Source organism: Spirosoma pollinicola (assembly GCF_002831565.1).
Lineage (GTDB): Bacteria > Bacteroidota > Bacteroidia > Cytophagales > Spirosomataceae > Spirosoma > Spirosoma pollinicola.
In genome coordinates this window covers 2,809,372-2,824,759 of record NZ_CP025096.1, presented here as the reverse complement: position 1 = coordinate 2,824,759, position 15,388 = coordinate 2,809,372, and the positions used below count along the sequence as shown (strand labels likewise).

Genomic DNA, 15,388 nt, shown 5'->3' with positions numbered 1-15,388 from the left:
ACGTTTAAACCAATTCCAATAATGAAAAAAGTAAGCCTGTTTCTGTTCATTTTCTTGCTTGGCATCTGTGTCAAAGGGTTTTCTCAAGCAACTCCACCAACTGACTTTTTTGCGGGTAAATGGGAAATTACAATCGTAGGTACACCCGAAGGTGATGCTAAAATGGTGACTGAGCTAATCCGTAAAGACGGAAAGCTTACGGGTGAACTAAAAGATCCAACGGGAACAAGACCTGTTACGCCGATCACTAAAATTGAAGAAGCAGCTGATAAACTGACGATCTATTTCGATACGGCACAGGCCGGAGAAATTCCGGTTGAACTGACTAAAGTGGATAATGACCACTTGAAAGGGTCGCTGATGAATATGTTCGATTCCACTGCCCTGCGGGTCAAATAGCCAGCCGTACATTGAGGGTAGATAAACCCTAAATCAGACGAATCGGGCTTGCCCTGATTCGTCTGATTTATTTATAAACCTCTATAATCCAGCAGTGAAGTCAATGTAGTACCCGCCTGAAGTTTAGGTATTTTCCTACAATAAGAGCAAGTAGCAATAAACTGCTACCTACTTTTTGGGAAGCCTATGAAGCAAAGCCTAAATCCCTACGACCAATTTATCATGAAGAAAATTACCTTTCTGGCCTGGCTGCTACCGGCCCTGGCGTTTGCGCAGCCTTCGCCCCTGCAAAAGGGCTTTCAGGTGCCGCCCAATGCGGCTAAACCCCGTGTGTGGTGGCACTGGATGAACGGCAATATCACCAAAGAGGGCATCACCAAAGACCTGGAGTGGATGAACCGTGCAGGTATCGGTGGCTTTCAAAATTTCGATGCCAGCCTGTTTACCCCTGCCGTTACGCCCAAAAAGCTGGTGTTCATGACGCCCGAGTGGAAAGATGCCTTCAAGCACACCACCGATCTGGCCCAGAAACTCCAGCTTGAAATGGCCATTGCCGGTTCGCCGGGCTGGAGCGTAACGGGTGGACCCTGGGTGCCTGCCAGCGACGCCATGAAAAAGTATGTCTGGTCTGAAACACGACTTAAGGGCGGACAGCCGTTTTCGGGTAAACTATCCCAGCCGCCGGCAACAACGGGTAAATTCCAGAATGTGGCACTGGCTCCCGATGTGTTGAGCAATTCGTCTGGCGAACAGTCGAGCTACTACGCTGATGCTGCTGTAATCGCTTATCGCCTGCCCACCACTGAGAAACCGGTGGCGTCGCTGAATCCAAAAATCACATCGAGTGGGGGTACATTCAGCCTGCCGGAATTGACCGACGGCAACCTGACAAATGCCAATCTACTGCCGCCAATGGAAGTTGGGCAGGATATGTGGATTCAGTATGAGTTCGACAGCCCCCAAACAATCAAGGCGTTTACCATTGTGGGTTCGGCGGCTGCGGGTGAGCTGGCCGAATTCAGGGGAATGCCTGACAATCGAATGCTAAGAGTGAGCGACGACGGGGTAAGTTTTCGGGATGTCGTCATTATCCGGGGCAGTATAATTCCGCAAAGCACTATGGGAATCCTGCCAACAACAGCCAAATACTTTCGATTTACGTTTAAAACCGAAAAGCCTGAAGGTAATCCATTTGCCGCGATGATGGGAGGTAGTGCCGAACCCGGAAAGCCGCAGGGTGTTCCCGTAGCCGAACTGGTGTTATACAATACCGACCGTGTTGACTTGTTTGAACAGAAAGCCGGATTCACTCCCTGGCAGGAAAGTACACACTCCCTCATAAAAGCCGGTGCCGATGCCATTCCAACCCAGGATGTAGTGGATTTAACCGCCAAAATGAGCGCCGATGGTTCGTTGAACTGGAACGCACCCACGGGAGACTGGGTGGTGATGCGATTGGGGTATTCGATTACAGGTCGGAAAAATCACCCTGCTTCGCCGGAGGCTACGGGGCTGGAAGTCGATAAGCTCGACAAAGTGGCTGTCAGAAAATACATTGATACCTATCTGGACATGTATAAAGATGCTACCGGGGGGCAAATGGGCGAAAAGGGGTTGCAATATATGGTGCTGGACAGTTACGAAGCGGGACACATGACCTGGACAAAGGCCATGCCAGAAGAGTTTTTGAAACGGCGTGGCTACGACATAAAGCCCTGGCTTCCGGTGCTGACAGGACGGATTATACAGAGTGCCGAAGCCAGTGAGAAATTCCTGTGGGATTTTCGGAAGACTATTGGCGAACTAATTGTCGAAAATCATTACGAGGTTATTGGCGACGCGCTGCACGCCCGCGGTATGAAACGCTACACCGAATCGCATGAGAATGGTCGGATTTACCTCGCCGATGGCATGGATGTGAAGCGGAAAGCCGATATTCCAATGTCGGCTATGTGGACGCCAGGTAGTCTGGCGGATGGAGCAGACGAGGAAGTTCGCAGTGAGGCCGATATTCGGGAAGCCGCTTCGGTAGCGCACATCTACGGGCAAAATCTGGTAGCGGCCGAGTCGATGACCTCCGTTCAAAATGCCTTTAGCTGGCACCCCGAAAAACTCAAACGCACCGCCGATCTGGAAATGGCGTCGGGACTGAACCGCTTTGTGGTGCATACGTCGGTACACCAGCCGCTGGACGATAAAAAACCTGGTCTATCTCTTGGGCCTTTCGGGCAGTATTTTACCCGGCAGGAAACCTGGGCCGAACAAGCCAGTGCCTGGACAGGCTATCTGGGTCGGAGCTGTTATATGTTGCAACAGGGCAAACCCGTTGTGGACGTGCTCTACTATTACGGCGAGAACAATAACATTACGCAGGCCTTCGCCCAGAAGTTACCTGCCATTCCGGCTGGCTATGAGTTCGATTTTGCCAACGCAACCGTAGTGAAAAATGCCCTGCGTATTGACGGAGGCAAAATTGTAACGCCGGGCGGGCAAACCTACCGCCTGCTTGTGCTGGATTCGACGGCAAGAACAATGACCCTGCCTGTGCTCAAAAAGCTGGGTGAACTGGTCAAGGCGGGTATGAAAGTGGCCGGAGTTAAACCCGAACGTTCACCCAGCCTGACCGATAATGCATCGGAGTTTACAGCACTGGTAAACCAGATATGGAGCAATCCGAATGTATCGTCAAAACCACTGGAAGCCGTATTAACGGGAATGACCATTCCGAAAGATGTGGACATTAGCGGGGCGAAGTCGAAGGTGCTGTACGTACACCGCCAAACCCCTGAGGCCGATCTCTACTGGCTTGATAACCGCAGTGAGACCCCCAACGAAGCCACGGTTAGTTTTCGGATAACGGGCAAAGTGCCGGAGTTGTGGAATCCCGAAACGGGCAAAATCGAAACCGTATCGTACCAGATCAAAGACGGGCGGACCATTGTGCCACTCAAGTTCGAGTCGTGGCAGGCTTACTTTATTGTATTTCGCGACAAGGCCACGGTAGCCTCATATACTAAACCCGCCGTGACCGAATCGCCCGTTGGTAGTGTGGCCAATGCCTGGAAAGTCACCTTCCAGGAGGGCAGGGGTGCCCCGCAACAAGCCACGTTGACGACGCTTGCTTCCCTAACCGAAAATGCTGACCCAGGTATCAAGTATTTTTCCGGAACGGCCACTTACGATAACATATTAGATGTACCGGCGGTAACTAAAAACGCATCGTACATACTGGATCTGGGCGATGTGAAAAACATTGCCGAGGTGGTTGTGAATGGTAAAAAAGTAGGGACGCTCTGGAAGAAACCGTTCCGGATCGATATTACAGAGGCCTTGAGATCGGGTCGTAACACCGTGCAGATCAAGGTGACTAACTTATGGGTCAATCGCCTGATTGGGGATGCTCAGACCGGCGTAACCACTAAGATTACGTTTACTACCATACCATTCTACAAAGCCGATTCGCCCCTGCTGCCATCGGGCCTGCTGGGACCGGTTCGCCTGATCGAAGCGAAATCCGGTCCCTCAACGGCTGAAGTGAAACGTTAACCTGACTTTTTGGTCGTACCCTTTATTCTTCACCCGAAGTTATCAGGCTATAGCTGGATAGGGTTACGGTATTGAACCAGTATTCTCGTAAGGATTGAAACATATGTTCCCATTCTTCCAGGCTTTTGGGTTTGCCTAAAAATGAATTAGCACCTAACTGATAGGCTTTGTTAACAAGACCTTGTTCGGGTTGACTGCTTAAAATGATGATAGGAAGAAGCGGATAACGGGTTCGTAACTGATTCATTAATTTCAATCCATCCGTCAGATCGGGCAAATAGAAATCGAGAAGGACCAGACGAGGGAATGTTTTTTGATGGGCAAATGCAAGTTCTAAAAAAGAGAGCGTTTCCTGAACCGTGGACGCAAAAATTGGTTCCGCCTGAGGGATTTTTGCGCGTAAGCAGTAGCCAATTAATAGTTGATGATCCTTGTTACCTTCTACCACCAAAAGGGGAAAACCCGCCTTTTGGTGGTGTTTCTGCTCAGATTCCATACGCTGATCAAGAGTTGTCTATTAAATGAAGAATGGATAATATAAAATGAAAAATAGATATTGAAAAATGGATTGTAATCTGGAAATCAGATTCTTACCATTTTTCAATATCTATTTTTCATTTTATATTATCCATTCACTTATTTACTAAATAGTTTGGGGAAGTAAGATTAATAATTAAATCTGTAGAGAAACTGTAGTATTGAAAATCAATGCCTAAAAAAGTAAACTGGCGCAGATAATGTAAACGTGTCCTTTCATGGACGGGGGCAGGACTTAAGACCGCTGGTAATGAAGGGCGTTTTCTGCGTGTTTTTCAGGCTAAACGGTTTATCGAGAACGAGGTCACGCACCCATGTGTTGGGCGTAGTCAGAATAGACGAGAACGTGCCATCGGTAGTAATGTCCATTGATGCACAATTGGGGTCACCTTTGGGACCCCACTCCCAGAGCATCCAGCCCATGCGGGCCGTGTCAGCTCGCTGGGCAAACTGCAGGTAGTCGACCGTTCCGGGCGCAGCACACTTTGTGTTATCCTGCCCGGCCCCAAAACCCGCCAGTTCGCCAATGACAAGCACGATGGGCAGCGAACTGACTTTTGCGAAGGCATTGGCAATAAATGTTGGGTCGCTATCTGTATCTGTCTTGGGCCAATAGGCGTGAAACGAAAAGATAAGATTGTGTTTGGGATCGGCGTTCAGGATTTCCGGTCCTTTCTGCGCAAAGCAGAGTAAGCTCTTGCCACGATCCATACCGTCGATCATCAGGGGTACATTGATGCCCGCGCTTCGAAGTTTCAGCACGGCACTTTTGTAGGCCGTGGCATAGGTCGTCAAATCGGCGGAGTTCGTTTCGTCGCCCGTTGCGGCTTCATTGGCAATGTTGACGATCAGGTAGGCCTGATGTTTTTTGATCAGGTTAACCACAGCAGGACTTTTCCAGTAATTGACGTAATCATTCAGGTGGCTAAAGCCTCCGTCGTCGGTTTCGGTAAAATCCCAGAGGCCCACAATCGGAATAAGATTGCTGGCTCTGGCATTGCTGATAAGCTGGTCCAGCCGCGTGAGTGGGTTTGCAGCATTCATTTCCCAAACAATTCGGACGCAGTTAGCGCCCGTTTTTGCAATCTGGGGAAAATAGCTCGTGCCTGTTGGGTCGTCATCATCGAACACCGACAATTTATTGACGCCCTTCAGGATAACCGGGTTTCCGCAGGGGTCCAGCAGTAATTTCTCTTTCGTTTGAAAGGTAGGGTTTTTAAGGCTCGTCAAACTAAATGGTGGCTTGTTTGGGTCGAGGGTTTTTGATCCTTGTATGGGTGGTAAGGGCTTTCTTTTCTGGGAAAAAGCCTGGCCTGACAGCAGCAAATGCGCAAAGAGAATTGCCAACGCCGTATGGATAATCAGTTGCCTGTTCATGGAGATGAGCACGTAGTGACTATAGGCAAGGTACTGATAAACAGGCCTAGGTTGCGTCATTCGCAGGCGAACTTTCTCTTCTTTTGAGTGAGTGGTCGATTTTTCGAGTGAGCTGGTAAATCAGGCATACCTGTTTACGGTTCTGCTAAACGGTCTACTCGAACCAATCCTGATAATAGCCACCCAGTTCGAGCAGTGTATATAACGTTGCTCGAAAAAGGGCCGTTTCGGTGCCTTCGTTTAAAAGTAAGAGGCTGCTTTCTCCCTCCTGATAGAGGCTAAATACATCGTTTGGATCAACGGGGTTCGTGACCAGCCACTTGTTGGTTAAGTAGGTTGCCTGAATTCCTGTCCTTTGTTGAACCACTTCTATGATGAGAGGGATAGAAGGTGGAGCTCCGTCAAAGTATACTTCCCGACTGTATACCATTCTAGCGTCCTATTTATATAGTCTACCTTAAATGTCGATAATTGCTGGTAAAAGATAAAATTAACCAAGCGGAATGGCCTTTAAAGCTGGTGGAATGCCCCGATTTCACGGTTAAAGTCTGGACAAAACAAGAGTACAATGCACGTCGGGAGGCTGGCTGACGGGTTGCGAATCAACTTCCACCATACCATAGGGTTGTTAAAGGTGATGTATTCGTATGGGACTGACTGGCTGCGACCCTGGAAAACAGCTTCAACGGTTGATGATAGAACAGACAACCTCTATACGCTGAATTTTTTATAAGCGTTGTTAAGCTTCGTATCGTAATGCATCAGTTTAAAGTCTTTGCCATTATAAATTCGGGCAAATCGCGCCCATTGATGATCGCGTAATTCATCATTCAGACCCTGATTCTTAATGAAGCTGCAAAACAGATTAAGCTGTTCGGCTTCGGATTTGGACATGCGGGACACAAATTCGGGTAATGATTTACAGCCGCAATCAGGCCAATTGGAACCCAGAATTTGAAACAAACCAAATGAAGAGGCCATTCGGGCTGCCTGTAAATTCAGGACTTTTGCCTCATCATATAGCTCCCAGCTTTGGGATACATTTTTTGGATAACCCGTTTTGAGTTTCAAAAAACTCAATTGTGGATGAGTTGCGTCGAACTTTCCCTGTGTATAGCGGTGAAACAAATGTGGTTCAAAGCGGATCACAACCCGGCCATCTGTCAGGAATCCACGTCCACCAGATTCAACTTCGGTTACCGCTTTGATAACGGCTAATTCGGTATTCAGGCTCTTTGCAGCCAGTTGGTAATCATCGAGCGTCAAGGTAGCAGGCATGGCTGAGAGGAGTTTAGTTTTAATAAAGTAAATACTTGACTGTCAATAATTTGATCTCATTTTATTTATCGGTAGACAAAATGAACTTACTGAAACGTCATGGTCTCATAGCGCAAATATCCGACGACTTACGCATGCTCTATTGTAGCATTCCCTGTGTGGTGAGTAATTATATAATCGCCTGGGAGAAGATGGTTTTAAAGTAGATTCAATGGATTTATTTGTTTAAACGCTGTAATCTGAATGAGTAAAATATACCCGCTTAACAAACCAATTTGTCATGACCAGGCATTTCCAGACAAGAGTTCGCATGAAACCAGTACACGCTCTTATACTGCTAGTTTTTGCCTTGGTGGCGAGTAGCGCGGAGGCACAATTGACCAAACAGGGCAACGGGAAAGTCATCCGAACACTGATTGTGGATGGGCAGAACAACCATGAACAGTGGCCGAAAATCACATTTATGATGAAGCGGTACCTCGAAGAAACGGGCAAGTTCTCGGTCGATGTCAAACGCTCGTATTATACATGGAATGGAGCTGACCTGATCGAGAAGTACAAAATTGCGGGTGTTCAGGCTACGAAAGCGCTATCTAAATCCAGGGCCGACTCCAGCTTTCACCCTGATTTCTCGAAGTACGACCTCGTGGTTTGCAATTTTGGCTGGAATGCCGCGCCCTGGTCGGACGAAACGCAGGCCGACTTTGAGAAATTCATGAAAAACGGCGGTGGTCTGGTCGTAGTTCATGCAGCCGATAATTCGTTTCCGATGTGGCCCGCTTACAACAAAATGATCGGTCTGGGAGGCTGGGGCGACCGTACCGAAAAAGACGGTCCCTATGTGTATTACGATAAAGACGGAAAACTTATCCGAGATACAGCCGCTGGACAGGCCGGATCGCACGGGGCGCAGAGCGAGTTTTTGATAACGGTTCGGGAACCTAATCATCCCATCACCAAAGGCATGCCGCTAACCTGGATGCACACCAAAGACGAGATGTATGACCGCCTGCGCGGACCGGCCGATAACATGACTGTGCTGGCAACGGCTTTCTCGTCGAAAGACAACAAAGGTACCGACCGCAACGAACCCATGTTAATAACAATCAACTATGGCAAAGGGCGGATTTTTCACACACCCTTAGGCCACGTCGATTACTCCGTCGAATGCGTTGGGTTTATCACCTGTTTACAACGGGGCGCTCAGTGGGCCGCTACGGGTAAAGTTGATATCCCAGTACCTGCTGATTTTCCAACTGCTACAGCAACCAGTAAGCGGAGTTTTGTGGAGTGAGGGGAGTTTTGAGGATTAAAGTCAAAAAGTTGTGGACCAACTTAGATTAAGCATATAATAGAGTTAGTCGATAAAGGAAGGAATCCACATTTGGAACCCCACGAAATTGACTACGAAAGGCCTTGATTTTAGCATTGAATGACTCGGCCGGGGCATTGGTGCTGCGGTTGTCAAAGTGGTTAAAAATCGTTTCACCGTTGTTCTGAATGGAGCAGACTACCATGTTGAAGGCTTTGAATCCGGCTTGTCGCACTTTTTCATGCCACGCAGCCAACCGCCCTAAGCCGTAAAGTTTGTCGGTGGTGTTTTCAAAGGTATGGCTCAGGACTGACTCAATTCATAAGCCGTCGTCTATTTAAAATTTTCCAGGATGAACTCAGTTAATAAAAATTGGATGATGGGCAAGAAACTCTCCAAAATAACTTGGTTTGATTCAACGCACAAACCCAGAAAATTCAATGCTTTCTACAACATTTGGAACTGAACCTTGATCCGTTCTAACGACACAAACGGGATCAATTCCAAAAGTTGTGGAGCATCAAGGATTAAGCATATAACTGAGTTAGGCGGTACAGAAAGAATTCGATGTTTCGCACCCCGCGGAATTGACTTCGAAATGCTTTGATCTTCGCATTGAACGACTCGGCTGAAGCGTTGGTACTGCGGTTGTCAAAGTAGTTGAGAATCGTTTCATAATGATTTTGGATAGAACGGGCCACGGTGTTGAAAGTTTTGAATCCCGCTTGGCGTACTTTTTCATGCCATTTGGCCAAGCGGGCTAAGCCATAAAGCTTATCGGTCGTCTTCTCAAAGATGTGGCTCAGGGCCTGACTCAACTCATAAGCCGTCTTCAGGTCAGCATACCGCTCAAATAACAGGGCGGCCCGCTCTTGCTGACTTGGGGTCCAGTCAGTCGTCTTTTTATAGAGCACATAGCGACTACGCACCAGTAGTTGTTTCAGCGTGTCGCCATTGGAAAGGACCGCCGGTTGATAGTCGATCTGGCTCAACTTAGCCGCTTCAGTAGCCTCGTTTTCTGCTTCCAGGGCTTCCCACCGGTACTTAATACGCATATCCTGAACGGCAGCCAGGGCTAATTGTTGGACATGGAAGCGGTCGGTGACCTGAGTGGCCTTAGGAAAACATTTTTTGGCTATCAGCGCCATGTTACCCGCCATGTCCAGAGTAATCTCACCTACCTTATCGCGCTGTTTTTTAGGCAGTTGCCTCAGTACACCAATCACCGTATCAGCCTTGGTGCCCGCTACAATAGCCACAATGCTTCCTGGCCCACCTTTAGCCGCTTTATTAGTCAGGATGGTATAGAGTTCTCCATGGGATAGGCTGGTCTCATCAATTGATAGATGCGTACCCAGGTTTTGGGGATACAGCAGCCAGGCTTTGGCGTGTGTTCGTTGATCCCAATTGGCAAACCCACTCTGGTAATCACGGTATTGGCGCAATAAGCCACGGCCACAGACGCCATAAAATCCGCCAATCGTTTGGCAGTTAATCGGGTTGGTATCGACCGATTTCTTTTAAAAAAGCGGAAAACTCACTGGTCATCCGCGTTCCTTCTGCTACTTGTGTCCAGTCGCGATATACGACTTTTCCGGTTTTAGTATTAAGCCACCGACGGCGCTTGATGTGGAGGAAAACCTGGTGCCCACGAATGGGGAAATCTTGAACCGTGATAGTCGGAAAGAAACCTTTGGAGAGTAGGTTTTTACGTTCCGGATCCCGCTGATCGGCATTTTTCTCTTCGATATGAACGTGAAAGACGCCCTGGAGCCGGTCAATGGATGTCAATTCGAAATTTTCCAGAATAAACTCAGGCAACAGGAACTGGATGATGGGTAAGAAACTCTCCAAAGCAAGTAGGTTTGATTAAGAACACAAACCTAGAAAAATACAACGCTCTCCACAACTTTTGGAATTGATCCCTAGCTAGCTAGTCTCCTTCTTTACTGGCTACCTTCAGGCTGCCCTGATGCCCCTTGGTGATGATCTCATAAGCCAGCGACAGACCCAACCCCGTCCCCTCCCCCGTGGGCTTGGTGGTGAAAAAGGGCTGGAAAATCTTCTGCTGAACCTCCTCCGACATACCCGTCCCGTTGTCGATCACCTTGATCACCACTTCACTACCGGCACAGCGCGTGCTCACTCTCACCGTGGGCTGGTAACCCGATTCACTGCCCGCCTGCTTCTGGCGCTGCTGAACCGCATAAAACGCATTGGTGAACAGGTTCAGCAACACCCGGCTGATGTCCTGGGGCACTACACTCACCTGACCCAGATTAGCATCCAGATCGACGGTGAACAAGGCATTGAAGGTTTTGTCTTTAGCCCGCAGGCCATGATAGGCCAGCCGCAGGTATTCATCACACAACGCATTCAGATCGGTGGCTTCGCGCTGCCCCGTGCTGGCCCGTGAGTGCTGGAGCATGCCTTTGACGATGGAGGAGGCCCGCCCCCCATGATGGTTGATTTTCTGCAGATTCTGCTTGAGGTCCACCAGCAGGTCGGCTTCCAGCTCGGGGTCGCGGTGGGCTTTAGCCTGTTCGTCGGCCAGTTCGTCGATGAGTTCGATGCTGACCTCGGCGAAGTTATTGACGAAGTTGAGGGGGTTTTGGATTTCGTGGGCGATGCCCGCGGTCAGTTCGCCTAGGGAGGCCATTTTTTCGCTCTGGATGAGTTGGTTTTGGGTCGTCTTTAATTCAACCAGTGCGTGTTCCAGCTCTTCTTTTTGCAGGGTAATCTCAGCCGTTCGTTCAGCAACTAAATACTCAAGTTCCTGTTTTTTAGCTTCAATAATACGCCGTTGTTCGGCTTCGAGTGCACGCTCCTGTTCTTGTTTGACCAGTGTCTTTTTCTGGCGGCTGGCAATCAGCAAAAAAGTGCCCAGCCAGATTGTCGAAAAGCCAATCGAATTATCAATAAAATCGTCATTTGCCTCGTAATATTTGGGCGCATAGTACTCCAGGAAACTCCCCAAAATCCACAAAAGCAGAAAAGGAGCTACGGCCAGTAATACCGTTCGCGACGGTTGAAACGCTTTCAATTGCCACAGCATGTAAACGAATAGCAGACTCAGACCGAGTGCAACCCAGCCATTCGCCAGAGTGATGGAGAAGAGTGCAGAAGCCCCAATAAGCAAACCAATAAGGACCCAGCCTCGCTTGAAGTAAGGTTCCCAGTCGGGCAGGCGGGTGGGCGTGTCCAGAAAACGACGGGCGAATTGAAACGCACCAGCGGCCAGTAAAACGGTTCCAATACCTTCGGGTGACGATGGGTTCATACGACAAGTCAACGAAAGAAATTATTAACTGACAAGGCTTATCAAAAAACTGTCCTGCAACCGCTAACCAGCGTTGATGCTACTAACATAAGCAAATGTAGAATAAACAATGAATAATGAATTTTAAACTAAAAATCAGTCAATTATTACACATGGCCACCCGCGCGGTTCATTATCAATTTTTCATTGCTCATTTACGTATTCAGATGCGAATGCGATTATTGCGGGCTGGACCGATTGGTCAGCAGCTCGTTTTGCCGACGAATACGCCCCGATAAACTCTTGACAATACTACGAAGTACCTCACTTCGTTCCTCCATCAGATCGTAGAAATCGTCCTGGTCAATACGCAGCAGCCGCACATCTGTAATGGCTTCGGCGGTTGCCGAGCGGGCTTCGGTGTCCAGTAATGCCAGTTCACCAAAGAAATCGCCCCGACCAAAACGGGCCAGTTCGGTTTCACCATCAAGAATAGCTATTTCGCCCGTGTAAATAACGTACATACCCGTACCCAGGTCGCCTTTATGGAAAATCGACTCACCTGCCGGGTGTGCCTCTTCTTTCATGATGGGCGTAATACTGGCCAGTACGTTTTCGGGTGTTTGCGCGAACAGGCTGGTTTGAGCCAGCAACAGAACCCGGTCGTAAGCTGAAATCTGGTCGATTGAATGGGTAGTATGAGCCATGAGCAAGGGGGATAAAGAAGCAAAACGAGATTCCAATGCCTGTCGCGCCAGCAACGCGTTATCGGCTGGCAGGCTTCGCAGCACAACGTCAACCGTCCAGGCCGAAAAGACAGTTTCGCCTTTGTGCAGGATAAACGTCCGAATAGGCTCAGCACCATCAAATGAACCAAGTTCAACGTCGAGAATACGATTTTTTTCGAGCCGGGGCAGGTCGTCTACCAACACCTGCAGCGTTTGATAGGTAGCCCTGGGAATCAGGTTATCGAGCATTTCGAGCGCATTGGCCCGACGTTCGCGGGCAGGATGCCCTACGCCCAGTCGTGCCCCGGCAATGGTTTCTGAATCGTAAAGCTGCATCAGCACATCAAACAGCCGTTGCACCAGCATCGATAGTTCGTAATCGAGCGTATCGGTTAAATCAGCATCGGTCAGACTCCCGTGCAAAAGCCGCTGTGCCAGCAGAACTTCTTCGTGCAAAATGGTGCGAAACAGCGCATCATCATCGGGTTCATTCGGGAAACGACGTAAGGCTCGTAAGGCTGCGCTTCGAACCACCAGATCGGGTTGTTGAGCAAGTTCATTTAACAGATGGCGACTTTCGGGCGTATTGATGGCTCCGTAAACGCTGGCTATTCGTTCCAGCGTCAACCGGTCTTTGGTAGCATGCTGCACCGACTTTAACGCAGGAATCGTTTCGGCACCCCGCGTTTTAAGCGCCTGTGTTACCGCCCGGCCAAGGGCCTTGTTCGTAAGATTCTGAAGCAGATACGTCGTTAGCCCTGCGCTGGTAACCTGACCGGCAGCGGCAATAGCCGCCTTTTTTACATCAGGATACACACTTGTCAACCGCTCATTCACAAGGGGTGCCAGGTCATTCAGGTGCAGTGTGGCAATTAAGCTTAGGGCTATTTGCTGGCGTGCCGGGTCTTTATCGTTGGCTAACTGAGTCAGAATAGCCTGTGCCGTTGCATCATGCGGGTTCAATTCCAGAACACCTTTTATGGCTCCCTGTTGAATTGCGATGTCGGTATGATGAATCAGCGGAGCCAGTTCGACAGTTGTTGCATTGATACGCCTACCCAGCAAATAAGCGGCCTGTTGACGTAAAGTGGGTTCCTCATCTGTCAGCGCAATATGGGTTAGTTGCTGAACCGGCACCTTCTGGTCGGTATGCGCAATGGCACCTAATGTTCGTCGGCGAACATTTACGTTGGTATGCGTAAGCAATGCGGGTAGTTGCTGGGCTAATTCGGCCGGGTTGTGTGCGTCGAGCCAGCTAATGGCGGTCAGTACATCGTCGGGTCTGGTACTTTGCAGCTGGGTCACCAGGCTCGCCTGAGCAACCGCAGGCATTGCCAATTGATCACGTTCTAAAAAGCGACGACCAATGGCATCATTGAGTTCATGCAGATACCGTTTGTAGGTATGGCGCAACAGCCACACAGCCCCGACCAGCAGCAGAATCCAGACGGGCGTGCTCCCGGAAGCTAGGGTTGTGTGAAGCAGAAAAATCAGCAAACCCGCAAATCCAAGGCCAATAGGTTCATACAAGCCTTTGGCCAGCGTATGCCCTTTGAGTCGTTGCGGAGGCAATAATGGCTGAAACAATACCAGAAATACGGGATCGAATAAGGCACGCCGTACGACTTCAAAAACAAGGTAAAGGCCGCAAAAATATACGAGCAGAACGGTTTCGCTGGTAACAAAATAGCGCATGACCGTGAGGATAATCAAGCCCGTCAACGCTACCCAGGGTAACATTAATAATGAGCGTTGTACACCAAATTTATCCAGCACCTGCCTCGATAGCAGGAGCTTGGCCAGCATAGCCACACCATACGTTAAAGCCAGCACATAACTAACATACCGGATAACATCGGTCTGGTCATGAAAGCGGTGCTTCACATTGATGAAAAAATTGTATTCGATTTCGGTGGCTACAGCGGCTAATACCGCCAGACTCAAACACATGTAAAATATCAATTCGCTGCCACCGAACCGCTTGCCAACCAGCCGTGATGGTTCTCGACGGGCAACCCGGTCGGCTCCCTGGGGTGCATGGACATCGTGCGACTGAATGGTTAACTGAAGGATATACAAGGCGGCCAGAAACGCCCCGAATGCAACCATAAGCAGCCTTAATACATCGGCATGGGCATGTACCAACGCAGCCAGGATGGCACCAATGGCTTTGGCGGGCATATCGCCCGAGCTGATTACGCCAAACAGTCGTTTACTCTGTCGCGTATCGAATACAACGGCCGAAACGCCCCAGAATTCAAGATTCGTCAGCAGGTAAATCAGGCGATAACCGGTCATAATCGCCACCGCAGCCGCCACCGAGTGACCAAAAACAACCAGAATACCAACCACCACAGTCATGACAACGGCGGCCATAAGTACCCGAACGGCCAGACTACGTAAAACCAGATGGTGCTCATAATAGGCATACACCTTACCTACGGCAATCATAGCTATGGCCGAAGCGATATACGCCACAGGCAGGCTTGTTTCCGGATTATTTTCCAGCAGGATGGCATTGGCCGCCACATAAATCAGGATTGTGCCAATACCCAACAAGAAATTGTGAATGAAAAATAACCCTACCGTCCGACTTTCCTCCGGCCGAATGCCTAACACGCGGTACCACCGTTGAGTAGAGGAAGTAGATTGAGAAACAGAGTCTGCACCAACAAGCATAAGCAGGATTTACGACGCGATTTTATGGTCAAATATAAGCATCGACAAATGAGAAGCCGATAGACCGTCGGCGAATAAGTCGCTCCCTATCCGTCAAGACAAAAAAAAAGCATTGTATCAATCACGGTAAAGTGGTCTTCCAAGAATTATATAAGCGCCTAATGTAACTAAATAACAATATAAATACATATGTAGTTTTAAGTATAAACTATTGCTTTATTGCAGTTATGCCAAATAATATAACGAAAATTGAACGAAAAGGTGATTATTAAT

At 48.9% G+C, this 15,388-nt stretch carries 12 protein-coding genes; 3 read left to right on the top strand and 9 right to left on the bottom strand.

Annotated elements, in window-relative coordinates:
- Nucleotides 1-21: 21 nt before the first annotated feature.
- Complete coding sequence (locus tag CWM47_RS11875) at nucleotides 22-399, top strand: hypothetical protein (protein ID WP_100988179.1); 378 nt, start codon at nucleotides 22-24, stop codon at nucleotides 397-399.
- Between the two features lie 222 nt (nucleotides 400-621).
- Nucleotides 622-3,945, top strand: coding sequence for a glycosyl hydrolase (locus CWM47_RS11870; protein WP_100993842.1), 3,324 nt, complete (start codon nucleotides 622-624; stop codon nucleotides 3,943-3,945).
- A 22-nt stretch (nucleotides 3,946-3,967) separates the two neighbouring features.
- Here CWM47_RS11870 and CWM47_RS11865 read toward each other — a convergent pair whose 3' ends face one another.
- The 4 genes from CWM47_RS11865 to CWM47_RS11850 form a co-directional block, all read right to left on the bottom strand.
- Nucleotides 3,968-4,441 (bottom strand): response regulator, encoded by a 474-nt coding sequence (locus CWM47_RS11865; RefSeq protein WP_100988178.1) that lies wholly within the window; start codon nucleotides 4,439-4,441, stop codon nucleotides 3,968-3,970.
- Between the two features lie 257 nt (nucleotides 4,442-4,698).
- Nucleotides 4,699-5,919, bottom strand: a complete 1,221-nt coding sequence (locus CWM47_RS11860; RefSeq protein ID WP_100988177.1) for a cellulase family glycosylhydrolase — start codon at nucleotides 5,917-5,919, stop codon at nucleotides 4,699-4,701.
- 94 nt (nucleotides 5,920-6,013) lie between these two features.
- The gene (locus CWM47_RS11855; protein WP_157815953.1) at nucleotides 6,014-6,226 is read right to left on the bottom strand and encodes a hypothetical protein; all 213 of its coding nucleotides are present in this window, start codon (nucleotides 6,224-6,226) and stop codon (nucleotides 6,014-6,016) included.
- Nucleotides 6,227-6,570: 344 nt separating this feature from the next.
- On the bottom strand, nucleotides 6,571-7,137 hold the full coding sequence (locus CWM47_RS11850; RefSeq protein WP_100988175.1) for an N-acetylmuramidase family protein: 567 nt from the start codon (nucleotides 7,135-7,137) through the stop codon (nucleotides 6,571-6,573).
- Nucleotides 7,138-7,447: 310 nt separating this feature from the next.
- Here CWM47_RS11850 and CWM47_RS11845 point away from each other — a divergent pair, with 310 nt between their 5' ends.
- Nucleotides 7,448-8,431, top strand: a complete 984-nt coding sequence (locus CWM47_RS11845; RefSeq protein ID WP_100988174.1) for a ThuA domain-containing protein — start codon at nucleotides 7,448-7,450, stop codon at nucleotides 8,429-8,431.
- Nucleotides 8,432-8,477: 46 nt separating this feature from the next.
- On the opposite strand, the gene CWM47_RS11840 is transcribed toward CWM47_RS11845, so the two are convergent.
- From CWM47_RS11840 to CWM47_RS11815, 5 genes are all read right to left on the bottom strand, one after another.
- Nucleotides 8,478-8,756, bottom strand: a complete 279-nt coding sequence (locus tag CWM47_RS11840; protein ID WP_449448547.1) for a transposase — start codon at nucleotides 8,754-8,756, stop codon at nucleotides 8,478-8,480.
- A gap of 220 nt (nucleotides 8,757-8,976) precedes the next feature.
- Nucleotides 8,977-9,930 carry an ISAon1 family transposase gene (locus CWM47_RS11830; protein ID WP_206170674.1) on the bottom strand — a complete coding sequence of 318 codons (954 nt, stop codon included), beginning with the start codon at nucleotides 9,928-9,930 and terminating at the stop codon, nucleotides 8,977-8,979.
- A gap of 10 nt (nucleotides 9,931-9,940) precedes the next feature.
- Nucleotides 9,941-10,303 (bottom strand): ISAon1 family transposase N-terminal region protein, encoded by a 363-nt coding sequence (locus CWM47_RS11825; RefSeq protein WP_100988172.1) that lies wholly within the window; start codon nucleotides 10,301-10,303, stop codon nucleotides 9,941-9,943.
- A gap of 79 nt (nucleotides 10,304-10,382) precedes the next feature.
- The gene (locus CWM47_RS11820; protein WP_100988171.1) at nucleotides 10,383-11,729 is read right to left on the bottom strand and encodes an ATP-binding protein; all 1,347 of its coding nucleotides are present in this window, start codon (nucleotides 11,727-11,729) and stop codon (nucleotides 10,383-10,385) included.
- Nucleotides 11,730-11,947: 218 nt separating this feature from the next.
- Entirely contained in the window at nucleotides 11,948-15,115 is a 3,168-nt protein-coding gene (locus CWM47_RS11815; RefSeq protein ID WP_100988170.1) for a cyclic nucleotide-binding domain-containing protein, read from the bottom strand.
- Nucleotides 15,116-15,388: the final 273 nt, after the last annotated feature.

Excerpts from the sequence above, each read along its gene's own strand:
- CWM47_RS11875 (WP_100988179.1), top strand. The coding sequence starts at position 22 with ATGAAAAAAGTAAGCCTGTTTCTGTTCATTTTCTTGCTTGGCATCTGT.
- CWM47_RS11870 (WP_100993842.1), top strand. The coding sequence starts at position 622 with ATGAAGAAAATTACCTTTCTGGCCTGGCTGCTACCGGCCCTGGCGTTT.
- CWM47_RS11865 (WP_100988178.1), bottom strand. The coding sequence starts at position 4,441 with ATGGAATCTGAGCAGAAACACCACCAAAAGGCGGGTTTTCCCCTTTTG.
- CWM47_RS11860 (WP_100988177.1), bottom strand. The coding sequence starts at position 5,919 with ATGACGCAACCTAGGCCTGTTTATCAGTACCTTGCCTATAGTCACTAC.
- CWM47_RS11850 (WP_100988175.1), bottom strand. The coding sequence starts at position 7,137 with ATGCCTGCTACCTTGACGCTCGATGATTACCAACTGGCTGCAAAGAGC.
- CWM47_RS11845 (WP_100988174.1), top strand. The coding sequence starts at position 7,448 with ATGAAACCAGTACACGCTCTTATACTGCTAGTTTTTGCCTTGGTGGCG.
- CWM47_RS11820 (WP_100988171.1), bottom strand. The coding sequence starts at position 11,729 with ATGAACCCATCGTCACCCGAAGGTATTGGAACCGTTTTACTGGCCGCT.
- CWM47_RS11815 (WP_100988170.1), bottom strand. The coding sequence starts at position 15,115 with ATGCTTGTTGGTGCAGACTCTGTTTCTCAATCTACTTCCTCTACTCAA.